The organism is Gracilibacillus oryzae (assembly GCF_009498735.1).
In the GTDB taxonomy this organism is placed as follows: domain Bacteria; phylum Bacillota; class Bacilli; order Bacillales; family Amphibacillaceae; genus Gracilibacillus; species Gracilibacillus oryzae.
In genome coordinates, this window is the sequence record NZ_ML762424.1 from 472,532 (window position 1) to 491,940 (window position 19,409).

Genomic DNA, 19,409 nt, shown 5'->3' on the forward strand with positions numbered 1-19,409 from the left:
CCTTTTATTAATGATGTGAATGTCCTTCATGACTGGAAGATTCACTTGCGTTTTCTTCCGTCTCTACCTGCTCTTGCTCAGTATTCTCTGTCTGTTCATCTGCAGCGGGTTCTTCCCCACCGTGATGAATCTCATACAGTTCAGGATTTAAATACTTTTCAGACCCGCCATGAGCATGATCAATCCATTGCAAGTGTGTCTGATTATAGGTTTTCCGTCCAATAATGGTCGGTTTTAATAACTCTGCATACTCATCTTCTGTTAATTGATTTGCCGTATCTTTTACTTCCTGAACCCACTCATTAAAGTCGTCTCTCTCTAATGCCTGAACTTCAAAATCCATATGGGCATATCCGCGACCATTGAAGTTCGTATTTCGTCCATAGTAAGACCCTGGATTATCAGCGACCATATACAATTTAGTCTGCATATTTGCCATCGTATATTTCTGGCCAGCCAGTTCAGGTACCCAGAATGACTGCATTGTTCCTGCTGATGTCATTTTAAATTGTACTGGGTGATCTGCCGGAATATTGACATAATTGACTGTTTCAATATCCTGGTCAGGATAACTGAAGATCCATTTCCAGTCAGCTGATGTAACATGGATAACAAGAGGTTCCTCCTCTTCATATCCCTGAGGCACATCTTCTACTTCATAGATCGTCTTCGTTGTTGGAATCATTAGTGCAATAACAATAACAATAGGAATAGCGAACCAGATAATCTCAAGTGTGTGATTCCCTTTTTCTTCTTTCGGTTCGAAGTCACCATCGTCTTTTCTTGCCCGGTATTTCCAGACAATATAGCCGAATAGTACAAATATAACAACAACGATAACTAGCATAAAAATAATTGAATAAACGATTAAATCTGTTAAACTTCTTGCAATCGGCCCCTTAGGGTCAAAAACAATCAGTCTATCACATCCAGCTAAAAATAGTGGAATGGCTAACATTGTTAACAATAACATTCCTCTTTTTAATGCCTTCATATCACGTACCCCTCTCCAACCTTTTCTATAGTAAAGATACCTTTTAGTATGAAAAAGTCAATGAACTTTCAACATCATTGTTTATTTTTACATGTAAATATGATGAAATTATGATGAAATCACTTACTTCACAAAAAGTTCAAAAATTCACGTACTATCAAACACAACAATTGACAAACGGCTATCCTTTACTATTTTAGTGATTTTCTATACTATTTGAATAGAGAACAAAATTGATGAACGAGAGTGATATTATGACGGAAAAAACTGTTTTAATTGTTGATGATGAAATCCAAATGCGGACAATGCTTAAACTTTATCTGAGAAATGATTTTCATATAATGGAAGCAGTTAATGGAAGAGAAGCAATTGATCTGGTGATGAAAGAAGATATTGATATTATTTTGTTAGATATTATGATGCCTGTTTTAGACGGTATCGAAGCATGTAAACAAATCAAAGAAAGAAAACCAAATATTCCAATTATTTTGTTAACAGCTTTAAATAATACATCAGATAAAGTGGAAGGACTTTCAATAGGGGCTGACGATTATATTGTGAAGCCGTTTGAACCTGAAGAACTGCTCGCAAGAATCCGTGTACAGCTGCGCCATTTTTCAAATACCAGCAAAGAAAGCTTCCATAAATTAAGTTTTGCGGACTGGTTTATTGATGCTGACTCAAGAACAGTCATTGCAAACGGGAAGGAATTAAAATACAGCCCAAAAGAATTCGACCTGCTTTATTTATTTGCCTCTAATCCAAACAGGGTATTTACAAGAGATCAGTTATTGGACAATATCTGGGGAATTGACGAGGTTGTTGATATACGGACAGTTGATTCACATGTCCGGTATGTTCGTGACAAGTTAAAGAAAGCAGGAATTAACCATCAGCCAATTGAGACAATTTGGGGTGTCGGATATAAATTCACAAGGGAGGGTGCCAATGAAGTTAAATAGTGTTATTTTCAAATTAGGTGCTACGATCCTTTTTTTACAACTAATTATCCTCATTCCGTTAGGATACATTATTTTGCAATTGTTATTAAATTATTCGGTTAACCAAACGGAGTCACAGCTCGTCAAGTTATCGGAAAAGTATGCAACACAAGTCCATCATCTTGATGATCCTGAAAACCTGCAGCTGTTGGATCACCTGACAGATATGACAGATACAAGTGCTGTCATAATCGATCAAAATGGCGAGATGATTTTTGAAACAAATTGGGATCAAAGTATCACTGATCAGATCTTAACAACTAATCAGAAACAACAATTAGCTGATGGGAACACCGTTATCGAGGAATATACAAATAATGGCAGCACGTATTTAAAAGTGGCTCAGCCTATTTCTGATGACTCTGGCGAAAGAGCAAGTGTTGTTCTTTTCTCTTCCTTTGGTTTAATCAGCAGTTCGATCCATAATATTGTCATACTGGTAATTTTAGCAAGCCTTGGTGCCGTCGCACTTGCCATTGGTTTTACTATTTTCATTTCCAAGAAACTGGGAGCACCACTTATCGCAATGGAAAAAGTGGCCAAACAAATTGCTGAGAAAAAAGATTTCTCCCTAAGAGTAGACTACAAAGCTAATGACGAAATTGGTTCTTTAGCGACGGCAGTGAATCACCTTTCTCAAACATTAGAACGATATCAGACGAATCGTAATGAATTCTTTTCTAATATTACGCATGAATTGAAAACACCATTAACCTATGTGAAAGGATATGCGAATGCTGTCAGACATGAAATGTATCAGTCGGAAAGTGAGAAGGATGAATTCTTGGAGATTATTGAGAATGAAGCCGACCATATTAGTAATTTGATGGATGACCTTATGGATCTTTCCAAAATTGAAGAAGGCAAGATTGATTTAAATAAGGAAAGCTTTGATATAAATAATCTTGCGGAGGAAATGGTCAGAAGATCTCATATCAGGGCGACTCAAAAAGGATTGGATTTATATGCAGTCACCCCTCCTCATCCTGTTAAGATGATGGCAGACAAAAGCAGAATGGAACAGATTCTGACTAATTTAGTCGAAAATGCTGTCCGTTATACGGAAAATGGTGAGATAAGGGTCGAAATTTCAGAAAATGATAAAAATGTAGAAGTATTTGTGCAAGATACGGGAATAGGAATAAAAAAAGAAGACATTCCTTTTTTATTCGAACGCTTTTATCGTGTAGATAAATCAAGGTCACGTGCAAATGGAGGTACTGGATTAGGGTTATCGATTGTCAAAAACCTTGTGGAACTTCATGAAGGCAGCATAAAATTTGATAGTGAGCTAAATAAAGGAACAACAGTGAAACTAACATTCCCAAAGTTTGAAAAGGAGGATTAACAGGCAATGTCGTTTCAGAACAAAGCAGTAATTGTAACAGGGGGATCCAATGGGATTGGCGAAGCTGTAGTCAAAGCATATCTGGCTGAAGGGGCATTTGTTATCAACGCAGATAAAGAGGAGCCAGCTTTCCATCATGCCAATCTGTACTATATTAAAACAGATGTTAGTAACCCGAATGATATTGAGCAACTCTTTTCACAAATAGACAACCAATTCAATCAAATTGATATTTTAATTAACAATGCTGGAATCTCAAGATTTTCCTCCTTCTACGATCTGACTGTAGAAGAATGGGATCAAGTAATAAACACTAACCTGAGATCTGTTTTTCTATGTTCCCAAGCAGCAGCAAGAAGGATGCGGAACAATAAAAACGGGGGTAGCCTTGTTCATATTGCCTCCACTCGTGCATTCATGTCAGAACCTGATACAGAAAGTTATGCAGCAAGCAAAGGTGGTATCTATGCCTTAACACATGCACTTGCCATGACATTACAGGAGGATCGTATCACGAGTAATTCGATAAGTCCTGGCTGGATCGAGACAACTAATTATGATCAGCTGCGATCCATTGACCATGAGCAGCATCCTTCCAATCGCGTCGGTAATCCAGAAGATATTGCAAAAGCATGTTTATTTTTAACAAATTCGAGTAATAATTTTATTAATGGTGAGAACCTGACTATTGATGGTGGCATGACAAAGAAAATGATTTATGAACACTAATCTTTTGTTTCTAGCACCTGAGGAAGGAACAGAGACGCATGGAGCTTCAATTGATCGAAGTATACATTCCTACTGACAGATTTACTGCCTTTCAAAAAGAGATTGAAGAATACAGCATACTAGCGAAATGGCACTCTAAAGTATCCGATGAGGAACAGCTTGTGAAAATATTAATTGATAAAAAAAATACAGAAGAAATCCTAGATTTTCTTGAAATAAACAATAGAAACCCAAAAGAAATACGGGCACTGCTTTACAATATTTCGACATACTTACCGCGAATAGAACCAGAAGAAGAAGATAAGGAACTCGATGAGGAAGAAAAGCAGAAAGAAATCACCAGAGCCAGCAGGCATGAACTCTATAATGTTGTGCAGACATCGAGCAAAGCTAGTATAAATTTTACATGGCTGCTTATCCTTTCAGCGATTGTGGCGACAGCAGGCATTGTAAAGGACAGTGCCGCTATTGTAATTGGAGCAATGGTGATTGCTCCTTTAATTGGACCTTTTACGGCGTTGTCATTTTCCGCCATATTAGGTGACTATAAATTAATGAGAAGATCTGTGCTGACTTCTTTATTTGGACTTGCTGTACCAATCGGAATTGCCGTTATCTTCGGATTTCTTTTCCCATTGCCAATTAATAGCCATGAATTTCTGGCAAGAACGAACATTGAATTAATGGATATTGTTGTCGCGATCGCTGCAGGGACAGCGGGAGCCATGTCTTTTGCCAAACGAGTATCTGAAACATTGGTTGGTGTTATGGTATCTGTTGCTCTGTTACCTCCTGCAGTCGTGCTGGGCATGATGATTGGTGCGATGGAATTCGCCGCAGCAGTTACACCGCTTCTTTTGTTGCTTGTCAATATTAGCGCGATTTTACTTTCTGCTATTATTGTGTTTTGGACAAGCGGAATTCAGCCTGTGAATTGGAGTGAGATTCAAGTTGCCAACACTTCCAAAACCTATGCACTACTCTCTGTTTCTGGTGTTATTATTATTTTGGCTGTCATGATTTATCTCATTAATTTTTAAATAAGTACCCTTAACTTTTTGGAAAATAGCTTGCACATATTGCAGCTTATTATTATAATATGAATATATGTTCATATATATTTAATGAGGGGGATTCAGCATGGGACACTCACATTCTCATGACCATGGACACAGCCACGGCCACCATCATCATCACACAAACAATAAAAAAGCGCTTTTTATCAGTTTTCTGTTTATTACAGCTTTCATGGTGATTGAGATAATCGGAGGAATATTTACAAACAGTCTTGCATTATTATCAGATGCCGGTCATATGTTTAGTGATGCCTTTGCACTTGGTTTGAGCTTATTCGCATTTAAACTTAGTGAAAAGGTTGCAAATGGCGAAAAGACATTTGGCTATAAACGGTTTGAAATATTAGCAGCATTTATTAACGGGATTAGCCTTATTGCGATATCCTTATATATCTTCTGGGAAGCATATCACCGCTTTTTAGAACCGCCTAATGTTAGTGGCACAATGCTGTGGATTGCTGTTATTGGCTTTATCGTAAACATTATCGTTGCACTGATTTTAATGTTTAGTGGAGATACCGAAGATAATCTTAATATGCGCAGTGCGTTACTACATGTGCTTGGCGATTTACTTGGTTCAGTTGGTGCGATAGTTGCCGGGATATTAATCCTTTTATTTGACTGGAATATAGCCGACCCGATTGCAAGTATTATAGTTGCCATTTTGATACTGATCAGCGGTTACCGTGTTACAAAGGATTCCATTCACATCTTAATGGAAGGAACACCTGACAACTTGTCGTTTGAAGAACTGGAAAGCAGACTGGTGCAGTTAGATGGTGTTGTAGGTATTCATGATTTACATGCATGGACAATTACATCTAATTTTCCTGCATTCAGCTGTCACATGGTTGTTTCAGAAAATACAGACCGTGATATGATATTGAAACAGGCCGCCAAACTACTTCATGATGAATTTTCGATCCATCACTCGACAATTCAAATTGAAGGGATTCATGCAAATATTGAGAAGGATGAAGATTGCTGTAATTAGGAGGAATCATTGTGGAAGAGAACAAAATTGCAGAACTGGATGAAGAAACACTCTTTTTAGTTTCTCAAACATTCAAGGCCCTGGCAGATCCGACACGTATTCGTATTCTCCATCTATTGTTTAATGGCGAACTAAGTGTCTCCAATATTGCAGAAACATTGGATTTGAACCAGTCTAATGTTTCTCATCAATTACGTTTTCTAAAAAATCTCAGGCTGGTAAAATACCGTCGTGATGGGAAAACGATCTATTATTCGCAAGATGATGAGCATGTTATGAAAATCCTGCAGCAATCCATCGACCATGCGAGCCATCATTAAGTGCAAGAAGATTAAATAAGCCATAAGGATAACGGAAATATCCTTATGGCTATTTTTTATACACAGGTAAATGATTGGATTCGATCAAGGTCGATTCCGAAATATACCCAGTTAAATCCTGTCCAGCGGTATCCTGCAACAGATCTTCTGCCTACAAATGTCGGGTAGAACCAAAATGCATTAAATCTGCTTAACCAAACATACGTGTAACGATACATGCAACCTCTTATGGAACCTGGGTCCACTGCCTTCACTTGTGCACCTTGTGCCTGTAATGGTTGCTGTGGAATTTGCTGTGGCGGCGGTCCTAGCGGTGCACCACCTTGCTGTCCCTGCTGTGGTGGCCCAAACGGCGGGAAGCCTTGCTGTCCAGGTCCTGGTCCCTGCCCTGGGGGAAAGCCTCCGCCTGTACCTGGAAATCCTCCTTGAAAAAATGGGAAAAACGGAAACTGGCGCTCATCATACATATTGCCATAATAATCATAATACTCTGTGTTGGATGGATAAATGTATTCCAATTTTACAACCTCCTATCCATACCACTATATGATGTGCGCCTATTTGGGTAATTTGTCCAAAAGAAAATAGGCAAACACACAATTCTTCAGCATTTCTTTATCATAACCAGTGTTCTTTACGGTCTGTATGCACAAAACGGACAGTTTTTTCTATCTGATTCAAACTTTTTTCCACACTGCGGACATGGGATAAATTCCTTTGGTCCTTTTTCCTCCACTTTGTAAATTTGTGACATAATCCAATCTTGTCCTATTATTGTATGGGCAAGTCCTAACAATATTGCAGAACCTGTCAATCCAAAGATAATGTGAAGCAAAAATGTTATAAAACTACCGCTTAACAAACCGAGAATGGCAAGCGTAAGAAAGAATAGTCCTGCGACCAAATTTAAAAATATTGGCAAGATTACATACTCCTTTCTTCAAAAAAATAAGCAACAAGCAAAATTGCTTATTACTTATTTCGATAAAATATACAAATGCCCTTCTGCTTATAAATATTTTTTAACAACTTTTGTACCATCAGAGGAGAACAGACAAGGTTTATCATCTAAAATTGTCTCAATATGAACTTCGCGTCCCCATAGTTGATGGATATATGGCAATGTTTTCTCTAAATATTTTAAATCAAGTTCTATCCCTTCAAAATGATGATGTATATACAGCTCACCATTTCGCAGATAATCCCCATTATCTACTGTTAAATAAGGAAACCCTCCATTTAATCTGCTGGAAATTAATTGATCTCGGACTTCTTCCCAATTCTTGTTCGTTACTTCATATTGGTTGCCTTTCTTCTGGAAAATATACAAATCCTCTCGTTCCACTAAATCTTTTGTTAAGTAATTTCGCATAAAAGAGATATCTGATTCTAATTCCCTTACTTCAAACATCTTCTCTCTCCCGGTTCCTTCTTCTGCACCAAATCGCTTCATTTCTTCGGTTGGATGATTATATCGTTCTTCAATATCCTCGAACATCTTTACACCTAAATAATAGGGATTTATATGCGTTTTGGCTGGTTGAACTACGCCGGCGTTAAGGGAGGCAAATTCAATCATTTCATCACTCGTTAAGTCTAACTCACGCAGAATTCGCTGATGCCAATAGGATGCCCAGCCTTCATTCATTATTTTTGTTTCTAGTTGTGGCCAGAAGTAAAGCATTTCTTCCCGCATCATTGTTAAAATATCACGCTGCCAATCTTCTAATTCTTTACTATGTTCTTCAATAAATAACAGAATATCTTTTTCCGGGCTTGGTGGAAAAGCTTTTTTCCGTTTCACTTTTTCCGGTTTCTTCTCGTTTTTATCATCTAATTCCCATAAATCATCAAACTCGCTACGTTTAGGCGGCTTCTCTTCATCTTCTTCTTTATCCCAATTCAACTTTGGCTTTAAAATGGTCGGATCAATATGTTCCTGAATAGCAAGTACGGCATCAAGAAATTCTTCCACTTCTTTAATTCCGTATTTCTTCTCATAACTTGCAATACGATCAGCTGTTGCTGACATACTTTCCACCATATCTCTTTTGGTATTCTGAAAACGGACATTGTTTTTGAAGAAATCACAATGGGCCAGAACATGGGCAACAATTAATTTATTTTGGATAAGAGAATTGGAATTCAGTAAAAAAGCATAACAAGGATCTGAATTAATAACAAGTTCATAAATTTTACTTAAGCCTAAGTCGTACTGCAGCTTCATCCTGTGAAATTGCTTCCCAAAACTCCAATGGGAGAATCTTGTCGGCATTCCATAAGCACCAAATGTGTAGATGATCTCTGGTGGGCAGATTTCATATCTCATTGGATAAAAATCCAGTCCAAAGCCTTCCGCCACTTCGGTAATTTCTTTTATTGCATATTCTAATTTCTCACTATCTTCACGTCGCAATGCTTCTACACCTCCACCATACGGATTGGTATAGTATATGAAAGAATATAAAAAAAAGGACATCCGATTATCAGATGCCCTAACAAATCTATCTGTTGGTCATTTCCACCAAATCATCTATTATCTTCGAGATTTGCTGCATTGATTGGTTCATTCCATCTAAATTGTTAAAAAACACACTGATTTCTGACTCCACTTTTGTATTATGTCCTTTTGAATCTTTCATTTGCTGGACAAGCTCTTCAAAGAATTGGGAAATTACCGTCATTTGATCCGTACTACTTCTCACAGATTGCTGAACATCAGCGACATATGTGGTTACCTTTGTAACCTGGGAATTTGTTTGCTCAATTAATCCTGTCACATTACTAACAGAGCTTTTCGTCTGCTCGGCCAGTTTTCGTACTTCATCTGCTACGACTGCGAAACCTTTCCCTTCTTCCCCAGCTCTGGCTGCTTCTATAGCAGCATTTAATGCCAGCAGATTCGTTTGTTCAGCAATCTCTGTCACCATACTGACAATTGATTCTATTTTGCCAGAGATTTCTGCAAGGCTTTGACTTTCTTCTTTGATTCCTTTCATTTTCTTATCCATTTGGATCATCTGCTCCTCTTGAAGCTGTAATTCACTCTTTCTTTCTATTGATGATTTTTCTACAGCTTCTGAAGTCTTTGTCCCATTATGAGCATTCGCTAAAATATTGTCCAATTGGCTGACGAGGGAACAAGTATTGTCAACGGATTGCTGAATGATTTCCGCTAATTGTTCTGATGTTAATTTAATTTGACGATGCAACTCATTTTTACTGTCTTCCTGCTGTTTGTGTACACGATTGACTTCCTGATGATAAGCATCGAGCACTAATTGCTGTTCCAGATTCAATATTTTCGTTGCAGAAGAAATGGATTGAAAAAATTCGCTTTTTTCCTCTATTACTCTATTTAATATTTCAATTAAGGAATTGAGTAAATCTTGAAAGGCACACATATACCATTTCGGTTCTAAACCGATTTGAAAATGAATATGAGCAATTCTGATTCTTTTGTTATAAAAGTCCTGATCAATCTGCCCGTCAAACATCTCCTGTATGTGTCTTGTCAATGTTTGTTTCAGTCGATCTACGGAACTGTTCTGTTCTATAATCTGCATCAGACTGCATTCATGCTCCAGATTCTTATAAAATTGGCTGACAATTTCGTCGATATTCTCTGTAACAAACGGTTTAATTGTTCTAAGTATAATCAAATCATTTTCTATTAAATTCACCATTTTGATCTGTTTATCAAAAGAACCACCAGCATCTACTTTGATATAAACATTGCTGCCTTCTGTTGTTGGACGGAAAATTTTCTTTTCCTTTTTCTTCTTGTTAAAGATGCTTCCCATATAAATACCCCACTTTTTTCTATTAAATGTATATAATAGTCCCTTTTTACTAATATACCATAAGAAAAGGTAAAAAAAAGACTTTACAAACATAATCGTTTGCAAAGTCTTTTCCATTTTCTTAAGCATAATTCTCTATTTTCTTTTTACACTTACAATTCGTTATGGTATAGCCTATTACTTCAAAACCTTTATTTTTTAGAAAGCGGATAGCGATATTTTTTTCTAAATGATCTGTTGCAACGATATGAACTTTCCTTGCAGGGATTTCATGATAATATCTCTTTAAATATGGAACTGGAATTACGATAGCATGAGCAATTTCATCACTGAAGGAATACTGATAATCCCGAATGTCTAATGTAACAATCTCCTGATCTGAATTATTTGTGGATTCTAGACATGGTATGCCTTTGATTGGAACATATCTCACATATACTAATTGTATACTCAAAGCTAAAATCGCCAAACCAGCAATAATTAATAATAGCATTATTTTTCCTCCATTAGTAAAGGTGGATGGTGCCCATATGTTGAAACTTTAGCTGTTCGTACTCACTTTATTCCAATAATTCGCAATTGTTTGCATCCCTTTTTCAAAATGGTCAAGTGGAAAACTCTCATTTGGTGAATGAAGACGGTCATCTGGTGTACCAAAGCCCAACAATACAACTGGAACTTGATAAATACTATCTAACCATTCTACAACAGGAATGGAGCCTCCCATCCTGACATAAACGACCTCTTTATTAAATGTCTCCTCAAAACTTTCAGCAGCTTTTTTTATTAATGGGTGGTCTGGGTCGACGCGGTATGCTTTAGCTGATAGTGGCTCCTTCTTAATCGACACTGTCACACCTTTTGGTAAATGATCCTCAATATGTTTAACTAACAGCTGCTGAATGGCATCAGGATCTTGCCCTGGCACCAAACGGCACGTTAGTTTGGCAGTAGCTGTGGAAGGGATGATGGTTTTCGTCCCTTCTCCCTGGTAACCGCTGTATAGACCATTAATTTCCAGGGTAGGACGTGCCATAGTATGCTCTTTTGCTGTATACCCTTGTTCTGAAACCGTCTCCTTTGCACCAGTTGATACAGCAAAGTCTTCACTCGGTGCCTGGCGGATAAGTTCACGCTCTTCCTCTGTTATATCCTCTACATCATCATAAAAACCATCGACTAATACTACTTCCTCTTCATTCTTCATCGAAGTTAGTATATGCGCCATTGCCATTGCTGGATTACGGATGGCACCACCATACATCCCTGAATGCAAATCATTATCCGGTCCTTTGATAGTAAATTCTAAACCAGTAAATCCTTTTAAGCCGTACAATATTGTTGGCTGATCATTTGCTACCATTCCTGAATCAGAAATAACCGCAAAATCCGCTTGATACTTTTCTTTATTGCTTTGTAATAATTCATAAAGATTTGCACTGCCTATTTCTTCTTCTCCTTCAATGCAAACCTTCATATTGACAGGAAGCTCGCCAGTTGTCTGTAAAAATGCTTTAAATACTGCCAGATGCATGAACACTTGGCCTTTATCATCACTTGCACCACGGGCATATATTCTATTATCTCTGATTTCCGGATTAAAGGGTTCACTTTTCCATTCATGCAGCGGCTCTGCAGGCTGTACATCATAATGTCCATAAAACAAAACAGTAGGTGCCTGTTCGCCAGCTTCTAACCACTCAGCAAAAACAAGTGGATGACCTTTTGTTTCTTCCACTTCCACATGCTTGAACCCTGCTTCTCTCAAATAATCGGCAACGAAATCTGCTGCTTTTTTTACATCTTTTTTATATGTAGAATCAGTGCTAACACTCGGTATCTTTAAAAATTGCTGTAACTGATCAAGATTAGCCTGTTTATTATCGTTTAAATATTGAAATACTTTATCCATGTCATACTCACGTTCCTTTCCTTTTCTAACCATTTTATAGTTTAACATGGAACCGTATATATATTCATCATTTTTGTTTTGCTTGGCTACTTACTAATGTACTAATTCAGATGGGGGAACGCAGCCGCTGGGGAAAAACATTCGCTTTTCGTGGGCACGGCTTCAGCTAACTTGTTAAAGAAACCCACTTTAACAAGTGGATCTTCAGCTCGCGCTGTTCCCACAGAAGTCTCATGTTTTTCCCCAGCTAGTTATTGTGTCCTTCACAGATAAGAGGAACGAATAGTTTGCGGTTTTCCCTTAAATAGGATCATTGACTAATTAAAATAGCGCTAAAATGTCGTTCCGTAAATTAACTGCGCTTAAAATTCAGCTCTGCAAATTGCAAATGCTGATATTACAGGGGTTAAACTATGAGCATCGAATTATTGACAATACTATAGTAAGAATAGCGTGAGCTGAAGATCCCGATGGAAAAGCGATTATTCTATATCAGCGGCTGCAAAGCTCTTATTATTAGTACATAATAAATCATAACAAAAAACCTATAGCGTAAACTAAAGAACTTGTTTACGCTATAGGTTTGGTTTGTTTATTCGGCAAATACGATGTGCCATTGGTCTTTTCCTGCTAACATTTCCTTGGCGATTTGTTTGGCACCTTCAAGGCTGTGATTGGCTGCCCAGCCGCACTGTACTTCGTTACACGCTGGTACTTCTGTTGCGTTCAATACGTCATTTAATGTTTTATCAAGGGCTTCGGCCACATCATCGAAACTGTCATTATTTAAAATAGCTAAATAAAAGCCTGTCTGACAACCCATTGGACTAATATCTAAGACGTTGTCCATGTGATTACGAATATTCTCCGCCATTAAATGCTCAATGGAATGAAGTCCAGCCATTTCCATATGATCTTTATTTGGCTGACAGAAACGAATATCATATTTGTAAACTTTATCCCCATTTTGACCTGTAGTCACACCAACTAGTCGTATATATGGCGCTGCTACTTTCGTGTGATCTAAATTAAAGCTTTCCACATTCATCTTTTTTACCATAATAGCTCACTCTCCTGCATCTATTCTAAAATTTATCATCGGAATGGTTAACATAAACTATATATAGTATAACATATTTGCCTTCTGTTGAGTGCAGGTATGGGCGCTTCTTTCAAGCGTTAAGGTAATAAATGCCTCGAGGTCACGAAATAGCACCCCTGTAGACATTAACTATGTAAAAATCCCCGCTAAAAATAGCGAGGAGAGTATTTTATGATTCATTGTTCGGGAAAACTCGTTCAATCATATTCCCCATTCGATTAAACATGCCTTCGACTGGTTCACCTGATTCCACATCCTCTGAATAGCGGTTAACTAAATCAAGGAAATCAGGATTTGTTGATACATACACATTATCAATTTTATTATTTACTGACTTAACAGATTGTACAATTCTCTGGCGGACCGCATCTGATAATTCATTTTCATTTGTCTCTGTATTTTTATTTTTGTCCCATGATGCTGCAACATAGGCATTGTTCTCTGTTGTTAAAACATATACATTGTTGATTTCAGGGATATCTTTTTTGATTTGTTCCTGAGCTTTGTCTGCTATTTCATATTCGCCATTTTCAGTATTCCCTTGCGTTGTGTTGTTGTTATTACCCTGATTGTTGCCTCTTAGTGCAGCGTTATTGCCCTCTGTATTGGCCATATCCCGTGTCGCGTCATTATCATTCATGCCTCGTTCAAACATATATTGGTTATTATCATCTAAGCGAGTATCTCGATCGATATTATTCATTCGATTATTATTTCGATCGGTCATCGGTTGATTAGATGTTTGATTATATCCGATAGGACGAACATTGTTTGTACCGTCTCTCTGGTCTCCCTGACCGTATTCATTATTGCCGCAAGCAGTCAATGATAGTGCTGCTGCTAAAGAAACGACGATCACTGGGTTTCTAAGCTTCATTTGAATTCCTCCTTCTTAAAATAAGGCGATACAGTTATAGTATGAGGAACTCATTTAGGATTATCCTTCTTATCAATGGCTAAATAATTGGCAATTTCACCACAAAACAAACAGTGTAAAAATGATAAAATCCGCTCAAAATAGGATGGCAAAAGTAAAGAGAAATCTCCTCCACTACTTACTAAAAAAAAGGGGGAAAAAAGGTGAGAAGTATTGATTATGATAAAGCCTTATACTTTACTTTATGGGGACAGTGGGATGACTTATTAGTTTTAATGGTGCGTACGAAGGATGACATTTTGGCAAAAAAAATTGAACATTTTCTCCACGCTTATCATTATCCGATCTCACGAGAATGGCTCCATAATTCACATGACGCATTACTGCATTATATTGACCATGCTCTTGTTAATGAATTCTATACGTAGATGGACAACCGTCTCTCCACCATAACACTCAGAAATGATGACAATTTAAGAAGCAAGCAGAGCTTCTGGGCTCCACTTGCTTCTTCTCATTCAATCCTGTTATATTTTATTTCAAACAGATCTTTTCTTCGGTCTCTTAATTGTCTAACAGTTCCTGACTTGCGTTGTCTTCGCAGAATTTCTAAGTCAACATCTCCTACAACCACTGTCTCAATATTTGGATTACATTCACCAATAATACCGTCGCGTGCAAATTCAAAGTCAGACGGGGTGAAAATACCAGATTGTGCGTATTGGATATCCATATTTTCTACTTGTGTCAGGTTTCCGACCGTTCCGGCGATTACTGTATACACCTGATTCTCCACAGCACGCGCCTGAGCACAATATCTAACCCTCAGATAGCCTTGGCGATCATCCGTACAGAACGGAACAAAAATAATATTTGCCCCTTGGTCAACAGCATAGCGTGTAAGTTCCGGAAACTGAATATCATAACAAATTTGAATTGCAATTTTGCCACAATCCGTGTCAAAAACATTGACTAAGTCACCCGGCTGGATTCCCCACCATTTTCGCTCATTTGGAGTTACATGAATTTTATATTGCTTTTCTATTGTACCGTCGCGTCTGAATAAATAGGATATATTGTATACATGATCATCTTCTTCCACGAAGTGTGATCCACCAATAATGTTGACATTATATTTAACAGCTAAATCAGTAAACAGTTCAATATAATCTTCTGTATATTCTGCCAGTTTACGAATAGCTTTGGACGGTACCTTTTCATCTAAGAATGACATTAACTGTGTTGTGAAAATTTCTGGAAAAACAGCAAAATCCGAATCAAAATCATAGGCAACATCAACATAATATTCTACCTGTTTGGCAAATTCTTCAAAAGAATCAATCTGTTTCATCATATACTGAATAACCGTAATTCGTACAGGATAAGAAGTCTTAAAGTGGCGCTTGGATGTTGGGCGGTAATCTATATTGTTCCATTCCATTAATGTAGCATACTTGGCTGATGCTTTATCATCTGGCAAGTAGCCTGGATTAATTCTCATCACAGAGAAACCGTTCATTATTTGAAATGTCAAAACAGGATCAAAAATATTTTTATTTGTTACTTCTTCAACATATTCTCTTGGTGACAGTTCACTTTCATATTTATGATAATTTGGAATTCTGCCGCCAATAATGATACTTTTTAAATTTAATTGTCGTGCTAAATCTTTTCTGGCTTCATAAAGACGTTTTCCAATTTTCATTCCCTGGTATTCAGGGTGAACCATCACTTCGATTCCGTAGAGATTATACCCATCCGGATTATGATTGGTTATATATCCTTTATCCGTTATATCATCCCATGTATGTTTATCATCATATTCATCAAAATTAATGATTAAAGAAGAACAACTTCCAATAATCTCTCCATCATATTCAACACAGAACTGACCTTCAGGGAATAATTTCAGATGGCTTACTAAGTGTTCGATTTTCCATGGTTCCATATGTGGAAAACAAACCTTTTGCAATGCAATAATTTGATCAAAATCATCATATGTAATGTTCCGCACAATGATTTTTTTTTCAAAATGAGATAGCTCAATTTTCGACATGTTGTTCATCCTTTCTGTTTTCTAACTAGATTATATTGAACAAAATGGGAAAAGGCTAACCATTTACTTCTTTTCTTTTCCATTCGGATGATTATTTGATGGATGATTCGGGGATTTTTCCGGCCCATGTCCTTTATCTTTATTCCTTTTGTTCTTGTCATTCTTCTTATCAGATTTATTTGGATGTTTTTTATCAGCTTTATCCTTTTTTTCAGCATGCTTGTCGACTACATGTTCGTTCTTGGATTGTACAGAATGCTTCCTTCTGTTTTCTTTGGCAACATCACTGGCCTGTTCGGGTAAAGCTGGCTTTGTTTTAATTACTGGCTCATTTTGAACACTTTGTTTTACTTCCGTCTTTATACTGCTCGGAGCTGTTGGATTTTTTGTTGATGATTCCTCTGTTTCAGAAGCTTCTTCCTGTTCAGGTTGAGATGGATAATAAAAATTATAAATTAGTTCTCTTTCCTTTTCATTTAATTCCGGAAGCTCTTCTCTGGATTCATCTGCTTTATTTGAACTATTATCTGCTGAGATCACGACAGTTCTCTCATCCTCTATCTCTTTTGCCATCATTTTATTTAAGGATATATTTTCTTTTTCAGCCTTTGTTCTTAATGATCTGGATACCTCATATATGGCTACAGGATATTGTTTTTCCATATAGTACTCTTCCAGATTTTGAACGACCTGTTTTTGATTATTTGTATCATTATAATAACTTACGGCCATTAAAATAGGGGAATTATTCTTTAATTCTAATTGCTCATGAGAATATTGAATAATTTCTTCTGATACCTCAGTTAATGTCTTATTTTCTACCTTTATGCTTTTTAATAATGTTTTAGCATCCTCATTCATTGGCTGAATATCGATAATACGATAATTTTCATCAATCTCAATATTTACGCTCGGATTGATATCAAGACTTACAATGGCATATGCCTCATTCGTATTTGACCATAAAAAAAAAGGTGTGACCAGAGATAGACAGAGTATCACCATTGCTGTAAGTCTAAAGTTCCTTTTGTGACTCCACAATAAAAAAGACGACCACTTACCTTCCTTTTCTTCGAATATTACTTCCGCACCAATTTCACTTTCTTTCACTGTTTTTGCTTTATGGAATATCCCTTGACGATCAACAACAATCATATAGCCGCGTTTACGTTCAACAACTATTCCTTTTTTCACAAGTCTACCCCCTCGAGGTATTCTCTTAAATACATATAATCACCTGTTAGGATAATGAAAATCGTTAAGATATATTTACGATTTCGTTCAAGTGTTTTCTTACTAACTGAAACCAGCTTCAGTAATTTCTTAATCGGGACTCTTTTCTTTTCCATTACGTATTCTCTTAATTCTGTGTCTTCCACTAATTGTTTCGCCGCAAACACCGCTGATTCTCTCGCATCACGATGCTTAGGTGAGATCTCGGTTAATTCCTGAAAAGTAATTTTATACTCTGCCAGCTTTTGGGAAAGATCGATAATTTCTTGTTTCCGATGCCATGTATCTTCCTCCAATTGGAAAACTTTTTTTGCCTCAGAAGCTTCCAGCGGATTTTCTCCAATTTCATCACTATCATGGGAATCCAATGATTGATAGACATTTTGACGTTGTTCTTTTCGAATATAGTCAATGACTCTTCTCTTAATAATAACCTGAGCAAACGATAAGAAAGACGATCCTTTCTCTCTTGAGAATCCTTGGATTGCTTCATGAAATGCTATGAGCCCGACACTGAATTCATCATTCTCTTTCTCTATGTACCTCTTGCAAACTTCTGATACACATTTGGCGATGAATGGCTGGTATGCTTTAATTATTTCATCTTGTAATTGCTCATCACCTCGCTGAATAATTTCAATTTGCTCTTCTAATGTATATTTTCTATCCATTAACTTGCTTTCCATCATTTTCTGCACCACCAGTCCTTATATTATTCGTATGATATTCTCTATTTTTGTCAGTATCATTTAATATAATTTTCATTTTATTTATTCTTTTTCACCAGTTATCATTTTTCACTTTATTCAGAATATACGAATCAATACTATTTATCTACCATATAATGATTACAAATAATTAAGATTTATTTTCAAATTATAGTTCTATATATCTACTATGATTATATTTTCTTAAAATTTAGCTATATCATAAGTTGCAGCACATTTTGCATAAATACCCTAAACTTCGTATAAATAAACCTCTTTTTATAAAAAAAATGAAATAGAAAGAGAAAATGGGTTTCATTCTCCTTTCTATTCCATATATTGATGAAAATAATCAATTGGTACTGCCAGCCCTACTTTGCCGTGCTGCTCATTTCTTTGAGTAGCAAAAATGACAGCAATCACTTCACCTTCTGAATTCATGACAGGACTGCCGCTGTTGCCCCGATAAACAGGTGCTTCCAGCATATATACTGGTTTAGCCCAACTATCAAGCTGTGTCTCCCCGATCAGATCTCCCTGATTGGCAATCCCGTTAAAACGCAGCGGGTTTCCAATGAACAGGACATCTTTTACACTGGAGTCTGTTGGTAGCTCTTTCAATTTCAAATGCGGCAGATTGTCTCCATCGACTTTTATTAATGCTAGGTCTATATCCGGATATTCCTCGATAACTTTGCCGCTGAATAATCCTTCCTCTTGAAATGCAACAGTCAGTTGGAATTGATCTTCAATAACATGATGGTTTGTCAGAATATAGCCATCTTCCGAAATAGCAAACCCTGTCCCCTTGTTATCATCACCTTCAATAACAACAACGGCTTTGCGGTAATCTTTCACTTCATCATTTTGCAATAATGCGGCAGATGTTTTTAGAAATTCGATTGCCGGAATGGAAAATGTTTGTGGCAGAATCGCTAAAACCTGAATAATCATCGCTATCGCAATAACCCATCCTAACCATTTGGGAAATGGTCTTTTGTTCTGCTTTTCTTCCTCTTGCTGTTTTTGTTTTAATTTTTGTTTTTCCTGCTGCACAAGTTCATACATTTCCTCTTGATCAATCTCTTCATAGAGATCTTTATCAATAATATCCAGCTCTTTTTCTTCCTCTGATTTTCGCATGCCACACCTCACTAATGCAGACTATCCTCTTGTTTATTATAGCATATTAACATTTTCTTTCATTGCCTGATCGACAAACTTGTTTTATTATATATTTAGACAAGAAAAGGAGTG

19 protein-coding genes and 1 pseudogene are annotated in these 19,409 nt (G+C 36.9%); 7 read left to right on the forward strand and 13 right to left on the reverse strand.

What is annotated here, in order from left to right; genetic code table 11:
- Positions 1-7: 7 nt before the first annotated feature.
- Entirely contained in the window at positions 8-994 is a 987-nt protein-coding gene (gene qoxA, locus F9U64_RS02360; protein WP_153401259.1) for a cytochrome aa3 quinol oxidase subunit II, read from the reverse strand.
- Between the two features lie 254 nt (positions 995-1,248).
- Between qoxA and F9U64_RS02365 the strand changes: the two genes are divergently transcribed.
- The 6 genes from F9U64_RS02365 (at position 1,249) to F9U64_RS02390 (ending at position 6,462) form a co-directional block, all read left to right on the forward strand.
- Positions 1,249-1,956, forward strand: coding sequence for a response regulator transcription factor (locus F9U64_RS02365; protein ID WP_228275557.1), 708 nt, complete (start codon positions 1,249-1,251; stop codon positions 1,954-1,956).
- Positions 1,943-3,343 (forward strand): sensor histidine kinase, encoded by a 1,401-nt coding sequence (locus F9U64_RS02370; RefSeq protein ID WP_153401262.1) that lies wholly within the window; start codon positions 1,943-1,945, stop codon positions 3,341-3,343. The genes F9U64_RS02365 and F9U64_RS02370 overlap by 14 nt, the downstream gene beginning before the upstream one ends.
- A gap of 6 nt (positions 3,344-3,349) precedes the next feature.
- Positions 3,350-4,072: an SDR family oxidoreductase gene (locus F9U64_RS02375; protein WP_153401263.1), complete on the forward strand. Its 723-nt coding sequence runs from the start codon at positions 3,350-3,352 to the stop codon at positions 4,070-4,072.
- Positions 4,073-4,122: 50 nt separating this feature from the next.
- The gene (locus tag F9U64_RS02380) at positions 4,123-5,112 is read left to right on the forward strand and encodes a TIGR00341 family protein (RefSeq protein ID WP_266095231.1); all 990 of its coding nucleotides are present in this window, start codon (positions 4,123-4,125) and stop codon (positions 5,110-5,112) included.
- A 100-nt stretch (positions 5,113-5,212) separates the two neighbouring features.
- A complete protein-coding gene (locus F9U64_RS02385) occupies positions 5,213-6,142 on the forward strand; it encodes a cation diffusion facilitator family transporter (RefSeq protein WP_153401267.1) in 930 nt (309 codons plus the stop codon).
- 11 nt (positions 6,143-6,153) lie between these two features.
- Positions 6,154-6,462: an ArsR/SmtB family transcription factor gene (locus F9U64_RS02390; RefSeq protein ID WP_228275558.1), complete on the forward strand. Its 309-nt coding sequence runs from the start codon at positions 6,154-6,156 to the stop codon at positions 6,460-6,462.
- A 56-nt stretch (positions 6,463-6,518) separates the two neighbouring features.
- Here F9U64_RS02390 and F9U64_RS02395 read toward each other — a convergent pair whose 3' ends face one another.
- The 8 genes and pseudogenes from F9U64_RS02395 to F9U64_RS02430 all read right to left on the reverse strand — a co-directional run bounded on the left by F9U64_RS02395 (position 6,519) and on the right by F9U64_RS02430 (position 14,156).
- Positions 6,519-6,929 (reverse strand): hypothetical protein, encoded by a 411-nt coding sequence (locus F9U64_RS02395; protein WP_407647268.1) that lies wholly within the window; start codon positions 6,927-6,929, stop codon positions 6,519-6,521.
- A gap of 167 nt (positions 6,930-7,096) precedes the next feature.
- Positions 7,097-7,384: a zinc ribbon domain-containing protein gene (locus F9U64_RS02400; protein ID WP_153401273.1), complete on the reverse strand. Its 288-nt coding sequence runs from the start codon at positions 7,382-7,384 to the stop codon at positions 7,097-7,099.
- Positions 7,385-7,471: 87 nt separating this feature from the next.
- A complete protein-coding gene (locus F9U64_RS02405) occupies positions 7,472-8,878 on the reverse strand; it encodes a SpoVR family protein (RefSeq protein WP_153401275.1) in 1,407 nt (468 codons plus the stop codon).
- A gap of 181 nt (positions 8,879-9,059) precedes the next feature.
- Positions 9,060-10,265 (reverse strand): annotated as a pseudogene (locus F9U64_RS02410) (protoglobin domain-containing protein); the annotation flags it as partial.
- 121 nt (positions 10,266-10,386) lie between these two features.
- A complete protein-coding gene (locus F9U64_RS02415; RefSeq protein ID WP_153401279.1) occupies positions 10,387-10,758 on the reverse strand; it encodes a rhodanese-like domain-containing protein in 372 nt (123 codons plus the stop codon).
- A 48-nt stretch (positions 10,759-10,806) separates the two neighbouring features.
- On the reverse strand, positions 10,807-12,177 hold the full coding sequence (locus tag F9U64_RS02420; protein ID WP_153401281.1) for a dipeptidase: 1,371 nt from the start codon (positions 12,175-12,177) through the stop codon (positions 10,807-10,809).
- A 592-nt stretch (positions 12,178-12,769) separates the two neighbouring features.
- Complete coding sequence (locus tag F9U64_RS02425) at positions 12,770-13,237, reverse strand: S-ribosylhomocysteine lyase (RefSeq protein ID WP_153401283.1); 468 nt, start codon at positions 13,235-13,237, stop codon at positions 12,770-12,772.
- A 211-nt stretch (positions 13,238-13,448) separates the two neighbouring features.
- Entirely contained in the window at positions 13,449-14,156 is a 708-nt protein-coding gene (locus tag F9U64_RS02430) for a YhcN/YlaJ family sporulation lipoprotein (RefSeq protein ID WP_153401285.1), read from the reverse strand.
- Between the two features lie 203 nt (positions 14,157-14,359).
- On the opposite strand from F9U64_RS02430, the gene F9U64_RS02435 reads away from it, so the two are divergent.
- Positions 14,360-14,584, forward strand: a complete 225-nt coding sequence (locus F9U64_RS02435) for a YhdB family protein (RefSeq protein ID WP_153401287.1) — start codon at positions 14,360-14,362, stop codon at positions 14,582-14,584.
- Positions 14,585-14,670: 86 nt separating this feature from the next.
- On the opposite strand, the gene F9U64_RS02440 is transcribed toward F9U64_RS02435, so the two are convergent.
- From F9U64_RS02440 to F9U64_RS02455, 4 genes are all read right to left on the reverse strand, one after another.
- The gene (locus tag F9U64_RS02440) at positions 14,671-16,212 is read right to left on the reverse strand and encodes a bifunctional GNAT family N-acetyltransferase/carbon-nitrogen hydrolase family protein (RefSeq protein ID WP_153401289.1); all 1,542 of its coding nucleotides are present in this window, start codon (positions 16,210-16,212) and stop codon (positions 14,671-14,673) included.
- A 63-nt stretch (positions 16,213-16,275) separates the two neighbouring features.
- Positions 16,276-17,406: an anti-sigma-I factor RsgI family protein gene (locus F9U64_RS02445; protein ID WP_153401292.1), complete on the reverse strand. Its 1,131-nt coding sequence runs from the start codon at positions 17,404-17,406 to the stop codon at positions 16,276-16,278.
- Positions 17,403-18,134: an RNA polymerase sigma-I factor gene (gene sigI, locus F9U64_RS02450; RefSeq protein WP_153401296.1), complete on the reverse strand. Its 732-nt coding sequence runs from the start codon at positions 18,132-18,134 to the stop codon at positions 17,403-17,405. Before sigI ends, F9U64_RS02445 begins: the two co-directional genes overlap by 4 nt.
- 345 nt (positions 18,135-18,479) lie before the next feature.
- Complete coding sequence (locus F9U64_RS02455) at positions 18,480-19,295, reverse strand: S1C family serine protease (RefSeq protein ID WP_153401298.1); 816 nt, start codon at positions 19,293-19,295, stop codon at positions 18,480-18,482.
- Positions 19,296-19,409 lie beyond the last annotated feature (114 nt).